This window comes from Nocardia sp. bgisy118 (assembly GCF_057708605.1).
Map to the genome: position 1 here is coordinate 12085 of NZ_JBYISM010000006.1, position 16140 is coordinate 28224.

Here is a 16140-nt window from a genome sequence, read left to right on the forward strand (position 1 = left end):
GCGGGCGGTGTGGCGCCGGGCACTGTGGAACACGACGAGGTCTTACCGCGTTGAATGGTTCCGTGACTGACGTGAACCCCGTTCTGACCATGTACTCGACCACCTGGTGCGGCTACTGCCGCAGGCTGAAGAAGCAGCTGGACGAGTCCGGTATCAGCTATGTAGAGATCGATATCGAGCAGGACCCGGCCTCGGCCGAGTTCGTCGGTAGCGTCAACAACGGCAACCACGTGGTGCCGACGGTGAAGTTCGCGGACGGTTCGACGGCGACCAACCCGTCGCTGGCCGCCGTCAAGCAGACCCTCGCCGCCCTGGCCTGACGCTCAGTCCAGCGCCGCCCACGATTCGACGATGGTGCGCGCGATCGAGATGGAACCGGGGAGCAGCAGCCGCACGCCTTCCCGCTGGCCCGACCAGTCTCCGGCCGCGAGAGCCGCGCGCACCTCGGCCCTGGTGAACCAGTGCGCCTCGGCGATCTCGCCGTCGGAGAAGGCCAGCGGCTGCTCCGGGTCGGCGACGGCGGCGAATCCGAGCATCAGCGACCTGGGGAACGGCCACGGCTGACTGCCCAGGTAATGGATGTCGCGGACGTCGAGACCGACCTCCTCGCGCATCTCGCGCGCCACGCAGCGCTCCAGCGACTCACCCGCCTCGACGAATCCGGCGAGCAGCGAGAACAGCGTCGTCGGCCAGGTGTGCTGACGCGCGAGCAGCACCCGGTCGCCGCCGTCGTGGATCAGGCAGATGACGGCCGGGTCGATGCGCGGGAATTCCTCGTGCCCGGCCGTGGTGACCCGCGACCAGCCGCCCTTGGTGGCGACGGTGGTGCTCCCGTCGTACGCGCTGAAGCCGGACTTGTCGTGCCAGTTCAGCAGGGCCATGGCGGTGGAGAGCAGGCCCGCGGTGAAATCGTCCAGCTCGCCCGCGACGACGCGCAGGTCGGTGAGCGCGCCGGTGAGTTCGTTGTCACGCACCGCCCACAGGTGCCTGCCCTCGCCGACGCCGAGGAAAACCGCCGCCGGGCTCGGCTCCGAGGACAGCTCGACGGCCGCGTCCAACACCAGCGCGCCGCCCTCGAAACGCACCTGACCGCGGCGGTTCACCCGGAGCAGCCCGGCCTTTGCCCACCCCTCCTTCAGCGCGTTCTCGTCCGCGCGGATCTCCTCGGCGCGGTCGACCGCGGTACGGGACAGCAGGGGGATGGCGTTCAGCTGAAATGACACGCTTCGAGATTACTTCCGAACGCGGTCACTTCGCCGCTCGCCGGATGTAGAGCAGTTTGTCGCCCGCCTCGATCGCGTCCACTTCCGGCTCGCCGACCCGGATCAGATCGCCGCCGCGCACCACGCCGAGCACGATGTCGCTGAGATGCCGTGGGGAGCCGCCGATCTCGCTCGGCTCGACCTCGCGCTCGGCCACCGCGAAACCCTGTTCCGGGGTCAGCAGGTCTTCCATCATCTCCACCACGGTCGGGGTGGTGGTGGCGATGCCGAGCAGACGGCCCGCGGTCTCCGAGGACACCACCACCGAATCGGCGCCGGACTGGCGCAGCAGGTGGGTGTTCTCGGCCTCGCGGATGGCGACCACGATCTTGGCCTTCTTGTTGAGCTCGCGGGCGGTCAGGGTGACCAGCACCGCGGTGTCGTCGCGATTGGCGGCGACGATGACCGACGCCGCGTTCTGCACGCTGGCCAGCCGCAGCACGTCGGACTGGGTGGCCGAACCGTGCACGGTCACCAGGCCCGCGTTCGCGGCCGCCTCCAACGCGATCGTGTCGGTGTCGACCACCACGATCTCGGCGGCCTGCACGCCGTCGCCGAGCATGGCGTCGATGGCGGTGCGTCCCTTCGTGCCGTATCCGACGACCACGGTGTGATTACGCACGCTGCGCCTCCAACGCTGAATCTTGAATGCCTGACGGGATCGTTCGGTCAGCACACTGATCGTGGTACCGACGAGCACGATGAGAAAGAGGATGCGCAGCGGGGTGACGATGACGATGTTCACCAGCCGTGCCTCGGGCGAGGCCGGGGTGATGTCGCCGTAGCCGGTGGTGGACAGCGACACCGTCGCGTAATAGAACGCGTCGAGGAAGGACAGTTCGTCGCCGGTGTTGTCGCGATAACCCGCCCGCCCGACGTACACCACCAGCGCCGCGGTGAACAGCAGTCCGATGGCGAACGCGATCCTGCGGCTCAGCGAGACCCACGGGCTGATCTGTGTCTCCGGGATTCGCAGCAGACCGACGAGTGCGAAGTCGGGACGGGTCGACAGACCTGCTCGTCCCGCGCGATCCCCGAAATCACCGAGCATCGTTCTCACCTGCCCGCCCGTTCGCCGCGCGGTCTATCTCCGGCACTGTCTCTCCCTCCGGCACAGCACGGGAGCCTACCGGGTCGCTGTCGCGCCACCCTGACTCGACGCGAACACTCGGTGAATGTCAGGGTGAGTACTCATGGCAGACATTCGACCGACCCCCGGCAGGCGGCCCGCGCTGTTTCTGGCGGCCCTGCTGTTCGGCAGCGGGGTCATGCATTTCGCGCGGCCCAAGTTCTTCGACTCCATCGTGCCCAGGCTGCTACCCGGCCGAGCGCGCGACTACACCTACGCGTCGGGCGTCGCCGAGCTCGGCGTGGCCGCCGCGCTCGCGGCGCCGCGCACCCGGCGTCTCGGCGGACGGCTGGCGGCGCTGCTGTTCGTCGCCGTGTTCCCGGCGAACGTGCAGATGGCCGTCGACGTGACGCGCAGCGAGAAGGCTTCGCGGGTGCTGAAGATCGGCAGCGTGCTCCGGCTGCCGTTGCAGATCCCGCTGGTCACCACGGCGCTGAAAGTTTCGCGCCAGAGCTGAAGACCCACACGGGTCACTCGTCCTGCCTGGTGGGCGCGGCCGATCGGATCAGCGCGGCCAGCTCCTCGGGTCCGGGCAGCTCGGCGGGCGCGATGGTGCGTCCCGAGCGCACGTAATGGAAAGCGGCGCCGATCATCTCGAGCATCTCGCGTTCGGTGCCGCCGTGCCTGGCGGCCATCAGGCGGGCCCAGGCCAGCCGGTAGATGGCCAGCTGCATGGCCACGGCCGGTTCGTCGGCGGGACCGGGTTCGGCGCCGGTCTTCCAGTCGACCACGGTCCAGCCGCCGCCCGCCTCGGCGAACACCGCGTCCATCCGGCCGCGGATCACGGTTCCCGCGATCGAGGTCTCGAAGGGCACCTCCACATCGAGCGGACTGCGGTGCGCCCACGGCGAATTCAGGAACGCGTCCTGCATCCTGGCGAGTTCGGCGTCGACGCTCGCGTCGTGCGGATCGGGCTCGCCCGCGCCGGGGAGTTCGTCGAGCCCGAGCAACCGGGTGCCCGCGAACCAGCGCTGCACCCAGGCGTGGAACGCGGTGCCGCGCCGGGCCAGCGGATTCGGCGGGTACGGCAGCGGACGGCGCAGGCGCCGAGCCAGTTTCGCCGGATCGGCGCGCATCTCCACCAGGGCGGTGGCCGGGATCTGGCCGGGCAGTTCCACCTCCTGGGCCGCGGCCAGGCCCGCCTCGTGCTCGGCGAGCAGGGCGTCCACGTCGGCGGCCCAGCCTTCCGGATCGTCCGGATCGGCGGCCTGATCCTCGGGGGCGAGCTCGTCCGGCGGCGGCTCGAAGTCGTCGGGGAACGGTGCGAAATCGTCAGTCGGCGCGAGGAGTTCGTCGACCGAGAACAGGGCGTCGGGTTCCGCCTGGGGTGCCACGCTCGGCGCGGGTCCGGCAGGCGGCGCACCCGTGGCGGACTTTCCGGCGGCGACTCGCGCGTCGGCGGGCTGGGCGCGCAGGTCCCTCAGCGCGGAGCGGACCAGGGCGGCGCCCTGCTCGATCGGATCGCGGCGGGGTCCGAGCGGGTCGCGGGGCCACTCGGCGCTCGCCGGATTGTCGGTGAACGGGTTGACCGCGTCGACCTCGGGCGGATCGTCCCATCTCGCGATGTCGAGCACGCCGAACGCCGGTCCGTCGGCCGACTCGCTCGCGTTCTTCAGTTCCAGCAGGAAGTCCGACGGCCCCTTCGGCGCGGAGCCGGTCTCGGCCCAGTGATGCGCCGAAACCAGCAGCACCCGTTCGGTTCTGGTGAGCGCGACGTAGAACAGCCGCCGCTCCTCGTCGAGGCGCCTGCGGTCCAGCGCCGACTTGTGCGCCTTGATGGCGGCCTCCAGGTCGGCCCGGTCGTACAGATCCGCGAGATCCAGGACCGGGACGCCCTCGGCGGCGTCGTCCTGGATGCGGTCGCCGCGCAGCGAGGTGGGCAGCTCGGCCAGCGCGCCGAGCCAGGTCGCCGAGGCAGCGCCCGAGGGAAACACCCCGCGCACCACGTGCGGCACCACGACGATCTCCCATTCCAGCCCTTTTGCCGCGTGCACCGTCAGCACCTGCACGCGGTCTTTGGCCACCTCCACCTCGCCAGGCTCCAACCCGTTCTCGACCGACTCGGCGGCGGCGAGGAAGGTGAGCAGACCGGTCAGCGAGGCTCCGTTGTCGGCGGCGTAGCCTGCCACCACCTCGGCGAACGCGTCCAGGTGTTCGCGGCCCGCTCCGGTGCCTGCCATGGCACGGCGCGCCTGGGTCTCGACGCCGACGCCGATGGTGCGCTCCACATCGGCCACGAGCTCGACCAGTGGCTGGCCGCTGCGTTCCCGCAAGGCGGCGAGTTCCCGGCCGAGCGCCTCGATGCGGGTGTAGCCCGAGGCCGAATAGTTCTCCTGCGGACCGGGATCGGCGATCGCGTCGGCCAGCCCGGCCTGCTCGGCCGGTTCCGGGGCCACCTCGCGCAACGCGGCGGCCAGCGCGGCGCCGTCGGTGATCTCGTCGCTCTCGCCGCCGGACAGTCTGCTGATGGACAGCGCCCTGGCGCGCCGGGCCAGCGCGGCGAGGTCGGCGACACCGATGCGCCAGCGTGCTCCGGTGAGGACACGCACGGCCGCGCTTCCTGCGGCGGGCTCGGCGACCAGGCGCAGGGTGGCGACGATATCGGCCACCTCGGGTGTGGCGAGCAGGCCGCCGAGGCCGACGATCTCCACCGGAAGCCCCCGAGCGCGCAGGGCTTCCGCGAGCGGGGCGGCATCGGCGTTGCGGCGCACCAGGATCGCCGACGTCGGCGGCGGCTCTCCCGCGCCGTGCCGCGCCGACCATTCGGCGGCGATCCGCTCGGCGACCCAATCCCGTTCGTCCGCGACGGTTTCGGTGAGCGCCACCGCGACCACACCGGGTTCCGCGCTCGGTTTGGCGCGCAGCGCGTCGACGGTGACACCGCCCGCGTCGAGCGCGGTGCGGCGCAACGGGTCGGCGACCAGGTTGGCGAGGGCGAGGGCCTCGGGCGGATTGCGCCAGCTGGTCAGCAGCGGCAGGATCGGCGCGGGCACGCCGGGCGCCAGCGGGAAGTCGGTGGCGAAGCGGGGCAGGTTGGCCGCGGACGCGCCGCGCCAGCCGTAGATGGACTGCATCGGGTCGCCGACCGCGGTCACCGCCAGACGCCGTGCGGCGCGGCCCGATTCGTCGCGCGGCGGGGGCGCTTCGCCCCCGAACAGCGCGGCCAGCAGAATGCGCTGAGCGTGGCCGGTGTCCTGGTACTCGTCGAGCAGCACCAACCGGAAGCGCCCTCGCTCGGCGGTGGCCACCTCCTGATGCTCGGCCGCGAGCCGCGCGGCCAGCGACATCTGGGCGCCGAAATCCAGTGCGCCCCTGCGGCGCAGCGCCGCGGCCAGCTGCTGGACCAGCGGCAACAGCGCAACACGTTCGCGCTGCACCTGCACGATGGACAGCAGCGCCTGGCTCGGCCCGCCGCGCTGCCGCGGACCGGCGGGCAGGGTGTGCACGAGCTTCTCCAGTTCGGTGTGGGCCTCGGCGAGCTGTTCGGCTTCCACCAGGTGTTCGGCGAGCTGACCGGAGAGCGCGAGCACCGCCTCGGTGACCGAGACCGGGGTACGGTCGGTGTCCAGGTCACCGTCCCACGCCCGCACCACCTGGTGCGCGAGCTGCCACAGCTGGGTCTGGGTGAGCAGGGTCGCCGACGGCTCCACCGGAAGCAGCAGGCCGTGCTCGGTGAGCAGCCGCCCCGCGTAGGAGTGGTAGGTGCTGATCTCGGGTTCGGCCCCGGACAGCTGCGCGCGCAACTCCCCGGACGGGTCCAGCTCGCGCAGCAGTGGCGAACCCGCCAGCCGCGCCAGCCTGGTCCGAATGCGAGCGGTCAACTGCTGGGCGGCTTTTCGCGTGAAGGTCAGGCCGAGCACCTGATCGGGCAGCACCAGCCGATTGGCCACCATCCACACCACGCGCGCGGCCATCGTCTCGGTTTTGCCCGCGCCCGCGCCCGCGACCACCAGCGTGGGTCCGGGCGGTGCGGCGATCACCGCGGCTTGTTCGTCGGTCGGGGGTGGCAGGCCGAGCGCCTCGGCGATCCGCTGAGGCGTCACGGCGGGGTGACTCACTCGTCGGTCACCTGCCTTCCGGTGTCCTGCACCGGACAACTGCCGGCCACCGCGCAGTGACGGCAGCCGTCGTTGCGCATGGCGAGGTAGCTCGGGCCGCGGGTGGACGCGGCGGCGTCGTGGATCGTCGTTCGCCACTTGTCGAGCGCCTCGGGGTCGAGCGGCTCCTGCATGCGCTGAGTGGCGCCCTCTTTGCTGCTCGGCTTGGCCACATACACCAGGCGGGCACCGCCCGGCTCGCCGACAGACTCGGATTCCGTTGGTGTCCGGTCGCTCTCGGCGGGGCCCGATCCGTCCAGCGCGCCCAGCGCGGCCGCCACCTGGTAGGTCGCCAGCTGCGCGTGGTCGGCGGCGGCCTGTTTGCTGATGGGAGTCTTGCCGGTCTTCACGTCGACGATCACGAAGCGGCCCATGGCATCTCGCTCCAGCCGGTCCACCCGGCCCTTGATGCGCACCGGCGGTTCGTCGTCGTCACGCGGCGGCAGCACGCAGTCGACGGGCACCTCGACACCGGCCTGGGTGAGCTCGCCGCGGGTATTGCGCACCCAGGCCATGAACGTCTCCAGCATCGCCTCGGTGCGCCGCAGCTCCTGGCGGGAATGCCAGCCGGTGCCGGGATCGATGGCCTGCCACGCCCGGTCGAGCGCCGCCCGCACCTGTGCCTCGGGCACCTTGCCCGCCAGCGCCTGCACCAGGGTGTGCACCAGATTGCCCTTGACGGCGTGCGGATTGTCGCCGTCGGTGCCGCCGTGCCGCTCCAACGCCCAGCGCAGCGGGCAGGTGCGTAGCAGTTCCACGGTGGACGGCGACAGCGCGACCGCGGTCTCCTCGTCGTCCCACAGCGGGCGCGCCGAACTGAGTTCGGCGGTGCCGTACCACTCCTCGGGGTGGGTGCCGCGCACCCCGGCGTGCGCCAACCTGGCCAGCTGGTGCGCGGCCCTGCGACGGCGCTCCGGGTCGGCCTCCGCGTCGCAGACCACGCCGCGCAACTCGGCCACCAGCGAATGCATGACGAGGGCGCGACCGGGGTCGGCGACCGGCAGCGCGCCCGGCTCGGTGTCGTCGTCGTGACCCAGCAGCTCGGACAGGAAGCGGGATGGCACCAGATCCCGTTCGCCCGAAACGGATTCGACCGCCGTCACCAGCAGCGAGCGCCTGGCCCTGCTGCACGCGACGAGCAACAGCCTGCGCTCCTCGGCCAGGATCGGCGCGGCGCGGCTGACCGATTCGCCTGACAAACCGATGCCCACGCTGAGGTCGACCAGATCCTCGGTGTGCAGCAGGGTGCCGCGCGGCCGCGGATTGGGCCAGATACCCTCCTGCACGCCCGCGACCGCGACCACGTCCCACTCCCGGCCCGCCGCGGCGTGCGCGCTGAGCAGAGCGACGGCCTCCCCCGGCGCGGTGAGCGGGGCGGTGTCCTGCGGAATCTCCTGCTGGAGAAGGTATTCCACGAAGCCCTCGATGCCGGCGCGGGGAATACGGTCGACGTAGGCCGCCGCGGCGTCGAACAGGCCGACGGCGGCGTCGAGGTCGCGGTCGGCCTGCATGCCGACCGCGCCGCCGCGTTCGGATTGGGCGACCCAGCGCCGTTCCAGGCGGGAAGCGGTCCACAGCGCCCAGAGCACGTCCTCCAGACCGGTGGCCCGTCTGCGCGCCTTGCGGCCGCGGTCTAGGGCGGCGAGCACGCGATGCAGCGGCGCGGCCTCGACGTCGGTGAGGCGATCGAGGATCGCCCGATCGCCGATGCCTACGAGAAGATCGCGCAGGACCTCGGCCGACGACTGCTCGAGCAGGGTGGGACTCACGGTGTCGCCGCGGGTTTCGTTGCCACCGGCATCGTCGGGCACGGCCCCGTTCCCGGCCGCCCCGCCGGGGGCCGGACGCTCGTCACCGGGACGGCTCGGCACATAGCTGTCGTCGGCGTGCTCGGCGACCTCCAACCCCCACTCGAGATCGGCTTCCCGCCACTCGGATTCGCTGACGATCGACTCCGGATCGGCGGCGGTCCACTCGGATTCGGTTGGGCTCCAGTCCGATTCGGCGTCATTCCAGGGCGGGTCGTGCGGCGCGAGGCTCTGCGAGGGGGCGAGGTCGGCATCGGGCCGCTCCTGAAGCGAGCCGTCCGGCTGGGGCACGTCGGCGGGTAGCGGCAAGCTCTCCGAAACGTCATCGGGCGGCAGGTCGTCATCGAGGGGAAAGGCATCCTCGGGCAGCGGCGCGACGTCCGGCGGCAGAGCATCGTCCAGTGGCGGAGCGTCATCCGGCGGCGGCACGTCGTCCGAGGCCAGCGCCTCGGCCCACGCTTGCCCCTCGGCCCTTTTCGCCGTTCCGCGCTCCACCTCCAGCACCGCACGCCGAACCCCGCGGCGCAAGCGCCGAAGGGTGATCTGGTCCGCGCCGCCGAGCGGCCCGGAGAGCAGATCGAGCGCGTCCTCGGCGGAGAACATCGCCTCCCCGGCTCGCCGCGACCGTTCACCAGCGAGGAGCGCGCGCAACGCGAGCAGCATCCAGGCCGCGCCGCGCCGCCTGGCCAGCGGCACGTCCAGCGCGGGCTGTCGCACCGGCACGCCCGCCGCGAGCAGCGCGCGCCGCAACGGGGCCAGAGACAGCGGCACCGAACGGACGATCACCGCCATCTCGGACCAGGGCACCCCGCCGGTGAGATGCGCGCGCCGCAAATGATCGGCGATCAGCGCGGCCTCCTTGGCGGGCGTGGCGAGCACGCGGACGCGGACCGCGACGCCGTCGTCCTCCTGCGTCGCCTCGGGGTCCGGCACCGGAAACCGTTGCGGCGCACTGCCCGGCAACCTGGCCGCGACCCGCGCGACCGCCAGCCGCACCTGGGCGCCGGACCGATGATTGTGCCGCAACACGACGCGCCGCTCCTCCGGCGCGCCGGGATCGGCGGCGAACCGGGGGTCGGCGCCGCGGAAAGCGAACACGCCCTGGTCCGGATCGCCCGCGACGACCGCGCAGTGCGCCGCCGCGCCGATGACGCGGACCAGGGTCGCGGCCTGCGGATCGAGGTGCTGCGCGTCGTCGACCAGCAGATAGTCGATCCTGGACCGTTCGTCGGCGAGCAGATCCGGGTCGGCGGCCAGCGCGTCGAGCGCCGCGCCGATCAGTTCCGCGGCGTCCAGCGCGGGCGCGGTGGCCTCCGGCGCTTCGACGCCGACCGACCAGCGCAGCAGCATGGCCTGCTCATAGCGTTCCGCGAAGCGGCCCGCCGCCACCCATTCCGGCTTGTCGTGTTCGCGGCCGAGCGCCACCAGATCCTCCGGGCCGATGCCGCGTTCGGTGGCCCGCAGCATGAGATTGCGCAACTGCTCGGCGAACCCGGCGAGGCCGAGCGCGGGCTGCAACCGCTCCGGCCAGAGACCGGTCGCGCCGTCGGCGATGTCGGTGAGGTCGCCGCGCAGCATCTCGCGCAGCACGGCATCCTGCTCGGCACCGGTCAGCAAACGCGGCGGCGGGTTGCCGTGCGCGGCTGCGTGCCTGCGCAGCACGGCGAAGGCGTAGGAGTGCAGGGTGCGCACCAGCGGCTCCCTGGTGGCGCCGGGCACGCCGCCTTCGTCGTCGGGGCCGGTCCCGCTCAGTCGCGCGGTGACGGCGTCGCGCACCGCGGCCGCCGCCTGCTTCGAATGGGTCAGGAGCAGCAGCGATTCCGGATCGGCCCCGGCCGCGATGCGGGTGGCCGCCAGATCGGTGAGCAGCGCGGTCTTGCCGGTCCCCGGACCGCCGAGCACCTGCCACGGTCGCCATCCCGGGCGCGCGGGCCCGACGACCGCCATGGCCTCGAGCAGCGGGCACACCTCGGCGCCCCAGAGCCCTGCCCGGGGTGCCGTTGCGTTCCGGCGAACAAGTCGCACCGCGCTATCCGATCGCACCACGTCGGCTATTGCAACAGACAGGGCTGACACGCCATCGGCCCACTCCGGCCGGACGTTGTCCACGTCACGGCCACCTCCGCGACACCGGGACGCCGCCGCCCCGGCGGCCCTTCCGAGCGGCGAGCCGCCCGACCCGACAGAATGGGCCGGTGTCGACTCTCCACGTTCACCGCTTCGGTCCCGCCGAAGGATCGACCGTGCTCGCCCTGCACGGGCTGACCGGGCACGGCCACCGCTGGGCCGCGCTGGCCGCCGAGCACCTCTCCGATGTCCGCGTCGTGGCGCCGGACCTGCGCGGACACGGCCGGTCGACCGCGCTGCCGCCGTGGGACTTCGAGACGGTCGTCGCCGACCTGGTCGACCTGCTCGCCGCCGAGACCGACGGCCCGGTGCTGGTGGTCGGCCATTCCTTCGGCGGCGCGGTCGCCGTGCACCTGGCCGCTCGCCATCCGGAGCTGGTGCGCGGGCTCGTCCTGCTCGATCCCGCGATCGCGGAGGACGCGAGCCTGCTCGCCGACATCGCGGTCAGGACGGTCGCGCACCCCGACTACGCCGATGTCGACGACGCGCGCCGGGACAAACTCGCCAGCGCCTGGCACGACGTCGAACCCCGGCTGCTGGAGGCCGAGCTCGCCGAGCACTTGACACCCACCGAGGACGGCCGGGTCGGCTGGCGGCTGAGTCTGCCCGCCGTCATTTCTTACTGGGGCCAGCTGGCTCGCGGGTTCGTGCTGCCGCCCGCCGACGTGCCGACGGTGCTGGTGCAGGCGATGAAGGTGCAGCCGCCGTTCGTGACGCCCGAGTTCCGCGCCGCCCTCGTCGCGCAGCTGGGCCCGCGACTGACCGTGCACGAATTCGACTGCGACCACATGGTCGCCCAGGCGCGTCCGGCCGAGACCGCCGCACTGATCCAGGCGGCCCTGTAGACCTTCCGGTCCGCGCGAGCTGTTGACGACCCCCGCTCGACAGGGCACATTTGTCCGGTGCCGACCTCCGACGCCGATATCGAGCGGGTCCGCGAGCTCGTCGCGAGCATTCCCTCCGGCAAGGTCGCCACCTACGGCGACATCGCCGCCGCGGTCGGGCTCTCCACCCCGCGCACGGTCGGCTGGATCATGCGCACCGACGCCGCCGACCTGCCGTGGCACCGCGTGCTCGGCGCGGGCGGCAAGCCCGCCGCCCACCTGACCGACCGCCAGTTGCGGCTGCTCGCGGCCGAGGGCGTGCCGATCAGGGAGGGCCGGGTGGATCTGCGCGAAGCGCGTTTCCGGTTTCCCGAACTTCCGGATCCGCCAAGGCGTTAACGTGGAATCATGTCCACCCGCCTGGCGTGTGTCGTCTTCGATGCGCAGCGGCCGCGCGTCGTCGCGGAGTTCTGGGCGCAGCTGCTCGGCTGGTCGGTGACCGTCGACCGGGCCGACCGGGTCGACGTCGCCGCGCCCGACCCCGACGGCCTGGACATCGCGCTGACCTTCCTGGCCGCCGACACCGCGAAGAGCGGCAAGAACCGCCTGCACCTCGACCTGGCCAGTCGCTCGCTCGACCATCAGCGCGTCCAGGTGGACCGGGCGCTGGTACTGGGGGCGCGGCACGTCGACATCGGACAGGGCGGGACGCCGTGGGCGGTGCTCGCCGACCCCGAGGGCAACGAATTCTGCGTGCTGGAACCGCGGGAGCAGTACGTGGACACCGGCGCGGTGGCGGCCATCGTGATGGACACCCATGAGCCCGCGCGGCTCGCTCGGTTCTGGTCGGCCGCCTCGGGCTGGCCGATCGCGCATTCCGGCCCGCACGTGGCCGGTCTGCGTTCCGCCACAGGGCTCGGGTCCTGGCTGGAGTTCGTCCGCACCCCGGACGTGAAGAGCGGACGCAATCGGCTGCACCTCGATCTCGCGGCGTTCCCCACCGACGATCCCGCGCGCGAGGCGGCGCGGCTGCTCGCGGCGGGCGCCGTCCCGCTCGGCGACAGCGGCGGCGGACGGAATACCGTGTTCGCCGACCCGGAGACCAACGAGTTCTGCCTGCTGCGCCGATCGCCCGACCTGTCCAGGGTCTGAGCTCGGGATCGCCCCTCCGACGGGCTGCCTGCCCCGCCCGCCCCGCGCCCGAATTAGCATTTCGGACATGGTGTACCTCACTGCGGAGCCAATCCGTTGACAGCCGCCGACGCGATCGTGCTCGCCGGCGGGCGGGCCAGCCGCATGGGCGGGGTGGACAAACCCGCCATCGTGATCGGCGGCCGCTCGATGCTGGACGCGGCGCTCGCCGCGGTCGCGGGTCGTGGGCACACCGTGGTCGTCGGACCGCACCGGCCGGAGCTGAATCCGGCGATCCGGCAGGTCCGCGAGGTGCCGCCGGGTTCGGGCCCGGTCGCCGCGATCGATGCCGGGCTGCGCGCGCTGGCCGGCTCCACCGCGCCGCTGGTGGTGGTGCTGGCCGCCGACATGCCGTTCCTGACACCCTCGGCCATCGCCGAACTGCTCAGGCACGAAGCGGAATCCGGCGCCGAGGCGGTGTTCGCCGCCGACGAGTCGGGCCGCCCGCAGTACCTGATCGGCGTCTGGCGGCGCTCCGCGCTCAGTTCCGCACTCGCCGAACTGGATTCGCTGATCAACCAGCCGATGAAGGCGCTGGTGCCCGCCGACACCGTGATCGTCGGCCTGGCCGGTGTCGCCGACTGCGACACCGAGGAAGAAGTACGCAAGGCGCGGGCACTGGCCGCGGACACCACGCCCATGACACTCGACGAGGCACGGAACACGCTGCGCGACAGCCTCACCCGGCTCACCGTCTACCGGACGGACCTGCCGAGCGTGCGCGGTGCGGCACTGGCCGCGCCGCTCACCGCGGCGGACGCGCTGCCCCGCTTCGACGTGTCCGCGATGGACGGGTACGCCGTCGCCGGGGACGGACCGTGGCGGCTGCGCCGCGACATCGGCTTCGCGGGCGGACAGCGCCCGGTCGGGCTGCTGCCCGGCGAGGCGGTGCGCATCGCCACCGGTGCGCACGTGCCCGACGGCACCACCACCGTGGTCCGTGACGAGTTCGTGCGGGTGGACGCGGGCAAGACCCTGCACCGGCTACCCGACACACCGATCCGTGACGACATCCGCCGCCGCGGCGAGGACCGCGGTCCCGGCGATCTGGTCGCGCCGGAGGGCGCCCCGGTGACCGCCGCGCTGATCTCGGCGGCCGCCAGCGTCGAGGTCACCGAGGCGGCGGTGCGCGGTCCGGTCCGCGCGCGCATCGTGATGACCGGCGACGAGATCCGCAGCGAGGGCCCGCTGCGCGCGGGACAGACCAGGGACTCGATCGGTCCGATCCTGCCCGACCTGCTCGCCGGATCGGGCATCCGCACCGTCGACCGGGTGCACCTGCGCGACACCCCCAACGGCTTCGACGAAGTCCTCGCCGCCGCAAGCGATTGCGATCTGCTCGTCATCGTCGGCGCGACGGGTGGCGGCGCGGCCGATCAACTCCGCGCTGCGATCGCGCGCGCCGAGGCCCGCGTGCTCGTCCCCCGTCTCCGCCTGCGTCCGGGCGGGTCCACCGTTGTCGCCGAAACAGAAGGTGGCACAACTATTCTCGGCCTGCCCGGGAATCCGTTCGCGGCCGTCGCCACCCTGTTGGCGCTCGCCCCCGCCATCGTCGAGGGACGGACCGGAGCACGCCCGGCCCGCCCGCTGACCGGCCCGCTGCACAACGCCGCCGACGTGTCGGGTCCGGTTCCGCGTATCGTTCCGGCGCGCATCGCGCCGACCGGCGGCTGGATCGGCGACCCGACCGTGCGCACCGCCCATCTGGGCGGACTCGTCGACCGCGACGGCCTCGTCGTGGTGCCCGCCGAGGCGTCCGACGGGATTTCCGTGGAATTCCTACTTCTGCCGCTCTGAAAAACGGTCGCCGACCGGGGAGTCTCTACATATTTTCACTCTTCTCTTCCCCGATTGATTCGCGCTCGCTATGGTGATTGTCGTTAGGCGAATCCAATCACTTCGGAAAGGACCGAGTGGAGATGGCTGAAAAGTCGAAGAAAACGCCTAAGAAAATGCCCAAGCAGATGCCGAGGCAGCAGCAACAGCAGCGCCAGGAGCAGGGCATCGGCCGGTCAGGGTCGAATCCCAACGAGCGCATGACCGAAGAGCAGCGCGAGCGGGATCGGCGTCACGGCCAAAACTGAATGACTCCGAACTGCGTCTGCCGGTTTCTGCGGAACCGGCAGACGCGGTTCTTTCTTTACCCATCTTTTTCAATTCGGATGCTCGGCCCGGGTACGACGCCTCTCACACGGGTTTCGCGCACCCTGCGCCAAACCCTGGTAAGCCACACCTTTTCGATCGTCTACTGAAAAGATGGCTGTTCCATCCTCCGCGCGCGGTTACGAATCCTTCAACGGCGCCGTCGGCCGCACCACCGCCGACTCGACACCCGACTGGACGTACCCGCCCACCGCGCCGGAGGGCGCGCCCAACATCGTCGTGGTGCTGGTCGACGACATGGGATACAGCGACATCGGGCCGTTCGGCTCCGAGATCGAGACGCCGACGCTGGATCGGCTGGCCGCCGACGGTGTCCGCCTCACCAACTACCACACCACGCCGCTCTGCTCGCCCTCGCGCGCCTCGCTGCTGACCGGAATCAACGCCCACCGAGCCGGTTTCGGCTTCGTCGCCAACGCCGATCCCGGCTACCCCGGCCTGCGGCTCGAGCTCGCCGACGATGTGCTGACCCTTCCGGAGATCCTGCGCCACAACGGCTACGCCACCTACGCGGTGGGCAAGTGGCATCTGGTGCGCGACGCCACGATGAACCCCGCGGCGCACCGCGACTCGTGGCCCACTCAGCGCGGATTCGACCGGTACTACGGTTCGCTGGAGGGGCTGAACTCCTTCTACTACCCGAATCAGCTGGTCTCCGACAGCTCGGTGGTGGATGTCGAGGAGTACCCGGAGGGCTATTACCTCACCGACGACCTGACCGACAAGGCGATCGGCTACCTGAAGGACCTGCGCGCGCACGACGCGACCAAACCGTTCTTCCTCTATTTCGCGCACGTCGCCATGCACGGTCCCTTGCAGGCCAAGCCCGAGGACCTGGCCAGGTATCGCGGCCGCTACGCCGCGGGGTGGGACGAACTGCGCCGGAACAGGTTCGCCGCCCAGCTCGCCGCGGGGATCTTCCCGCCGTGCACCGAGCAGAAGCCGCGCAACACCGAGCCGGGTTACGAAGCGGCCGAATGGGATTCGCTCAGCGACGAGGAGCGCCGCCGATTCGCCAGGTACACGTGCGCGCCGATCCGACCGAGCTGCACGATCTCTCCGCACGACATCGGGACAAGGTCGCCGAGCTGGCCGCCGCCTGGGACGAATAAGCCTGGGCCAACACGGTATTCCCGCTGCTCACCCGCCAGGATCTGGTCGCGCGACGGCCGGAGGAAGCCCGCTTCACCGCGCCGGTGCGCCTGCTGGCGGGCACCCCGACGCTGGAGCGCTACCGCTCCCAGCGCCTGATCGCCAACCGCGACTGCGAGATCGCCGTCGAGCTGGGCGGCTACCGGCCGGGCGACGAGGGCGTGCTGGTGGCGCACGGCGATCCGCTGGGCGGCTACCTGGTCTACATCGAGGACGGGCGGGTGGTGCTCGGCGTCAACAGCTACGGCGACTACGCCGAGACCGCCACCGCGCCTCTCGCGCCCGGCGTCGGACGGATCACCGTCACCGCTCGCGTGCGGCCGCGACTGCGCTGGGATTTCCGCGTCGAGGTGCAGGGCGGCCCGCACGCCGAGCTGACCGACCGGG

11 protein-coding genes and 1 pseudogene are annotated in these 16140 nt (G+C 71.8%); 8 read left to right on the forward strand and 4 right to left on the reverse strand.

The features are described 5' to 3' along the window. Positions 1-89: 89 nt before the first annotated feature. Complete coding sequence (locus AC3EO7_RS09330; RefSeq protein WP_431968009.1) at positions 90-320, forward strand: mycoredoxin; 231 nt, start codon at positions 90-92, stop codon at positions 318-320. A 3-nt stretch (positions 321-323) separates the two neighbouring features. Here AC3EO7_RS09330 and nudC read toward each other — a convergent pair whose 3' ends face one another. Both nudC and AC3EO7_RS09340 read right to left on the reverse strand, forming a co-directional pair. Next, positions 324-1223, reverse strand: coding sequence for an NAD(+) diphosphatase (gene nudC, locus AC3EO7_RS09335; protein ID WP_435590989.1), 900 nt, complete (start codon positions 1221-1223; stop codon positions 324-326). A gap of 25 nt (positions 1224-1248) precedes the next feature. Further along, positions 1249-2313 carry a potassium channel family protein gene (locus AC3EO7_RS09340; protein ID WP_431967945.1) on the reverse strand — a complete coding sequence of 355 codons (1065 nt, stop codon included), beginning with the start codon at positions 2311-2313 and terminating at the stop codon, positions 1249-1251. A 142-nt stretch (positions 2314-2455) separates the two neighbouring features. Between AC3EO7_RS09340 and AC3EO7_RS09345 the strand changes: the two genes are divergently transcribed. Beyond that, positions 2456-2848, forward strand: coding sequence for a DoxX family protein (locus AC3EO7_RS09345; RefSeq protein ID WP_431967943.1), 393 nt, complete (start codon positions 2456-2458; stop codon positions 2846-2848). A 13-nt stretch (positions 2849-2861) separates the two neighbouring features. On the opposite strand, the gene AC3EO7_RS09350 is transcribed toward AC3EO7_RS09345, so the two are convergent. Continuing rightward, a complete protein-coding gene (locus AC3EO7_RS09350; protein ID WP_435590990.1) occupies positions 2862-6449 on the reverse strand; it encodes an ATP-dependent helicase in 3588 nt (1195 codons plus the stop codon). Beyond that, positions 6446-10339, reverse strand: coding sequence for a PD-(D/E)XK nuclease family protein (locus AC3EO7_RS09355; protein WP_435591092.1), 3894 nt, complete (start codon positions 10337-10339; stop codon positions 6446-6448). The genes AC3EO7_RS09350 and AC3EO7_RS09355 overlap by 4 nt, the downstream gene beginning before the upstream one ends. Before the next feature lie 152 nt (positions 10340-10491). Between AC3EO7_RS09355 and AC3EO7_RS09360 the strand changes: the two genes are divergently transcribed. The 6 genes and pseudogenes from AC3EO7_RS09360 to AC3EO7_RS09385 form a co-directional block, all read left to right on the forward strand. Next, entirely contained in the window at positions 10492-11268 is a 777-nt protein-coding gene (locus AC3EO7_RS09360; RefSeq protein WP_435590991.1) for an alpha/beta fold hydrolase, read from the forward strand. Between the two features lie 57 nt (positions 11269-11325). Continuing rightward, the gene (locus AC3EO7_RS09365) at positions 11326-11646 is read left to right on the forward strand and encodes an MGMT family protein (RefSeq protein ID WP_435590992.1); all 321 of its coding nucleotides are present in this window, start codon (positions 11326-11328) and stop codon (positions 11644-11646) included. Between the two features lie 9 nt (positions 11647-11655). Beyond that, the gene (locus AC3EO7_RS09370; protein WP_435590993.1) at positions 11656-12399 is read left to right on the forward strand and encodes a VOC family protein; all 744 of its coding nucleotides are present in this window, start codon (positions 11656-11658) and stop codon (positions 12397-12399) included. A gap of 96 nt (positions 12400-12495) precedes the next feature. After that, on the forward strand, positions 12496-14235 hold the full coding sequence (locus AC3EO7_RS09375) for an NTP transferase domain-containing protein (RefSeq protein WP_435590994.1): 1740 nt from the start codon (positions 12496-12498) through the stop codon (positions 14233-14235). A 122-nt stretch (positions 14236-14357) separates the two neighbouring features. Continuing rightward, entirely contained in the window at positions 14358-14522 is a 165-nt protein-coding gene (locus AC3EO7_RS09380; protein ID WP_431967929.1) for a hypothetical protein, read from the forward strand. A 172-nt stretch (positions 14523-14694) separates the two neighbouring features. Next, positions 14695-16106: pseudogene (locus AC3EO7_RS09385) on the forward strand (sulfatase-like hydrolase/transferase); the annotation flags it as partial. Positions 16107-16140: the final 34 nt, after the last annotated feature.

Coding starts and splice junctions, on each gene's coding strand:
- AC3EO7_RS09370 (WP_435590993.1), top strand. CDS start 11,656: ATGTCCACCCGCCTGGCGTGTGTCGTCTTCGATGCGCAGCGGCCGCGC.
- AC3EO7_RS09345 (WP_431967943.1), top strand. CDS start 2,456: ATGGCAGACATTCGACCGACCCCCGGCAGGCGGCCCGCGCTGTTTCTG.
- AC3EO7_RS09380 (WP_431967929.1), top strand. CDS start 14,358: ATGGCTGAAAAGTCGAAGAAAACGCCTAAGAAAATGCCCAAGCAGATG.
- AC3EO7_RS09340 (WP_431967945.1), bottom strand. CDS start 2,313: ATGCTCGGTGATTTCGGGGATCGCGCGGGACGAGCAGGTCTGTCGACC.
- AC3EO7_RS09330 (WP_431968009.1), top strand. CDS start 90: ATGTACTCGACCACCTGGTGCGGCTACTGCCGCAGGCTGAAGAAGCAG.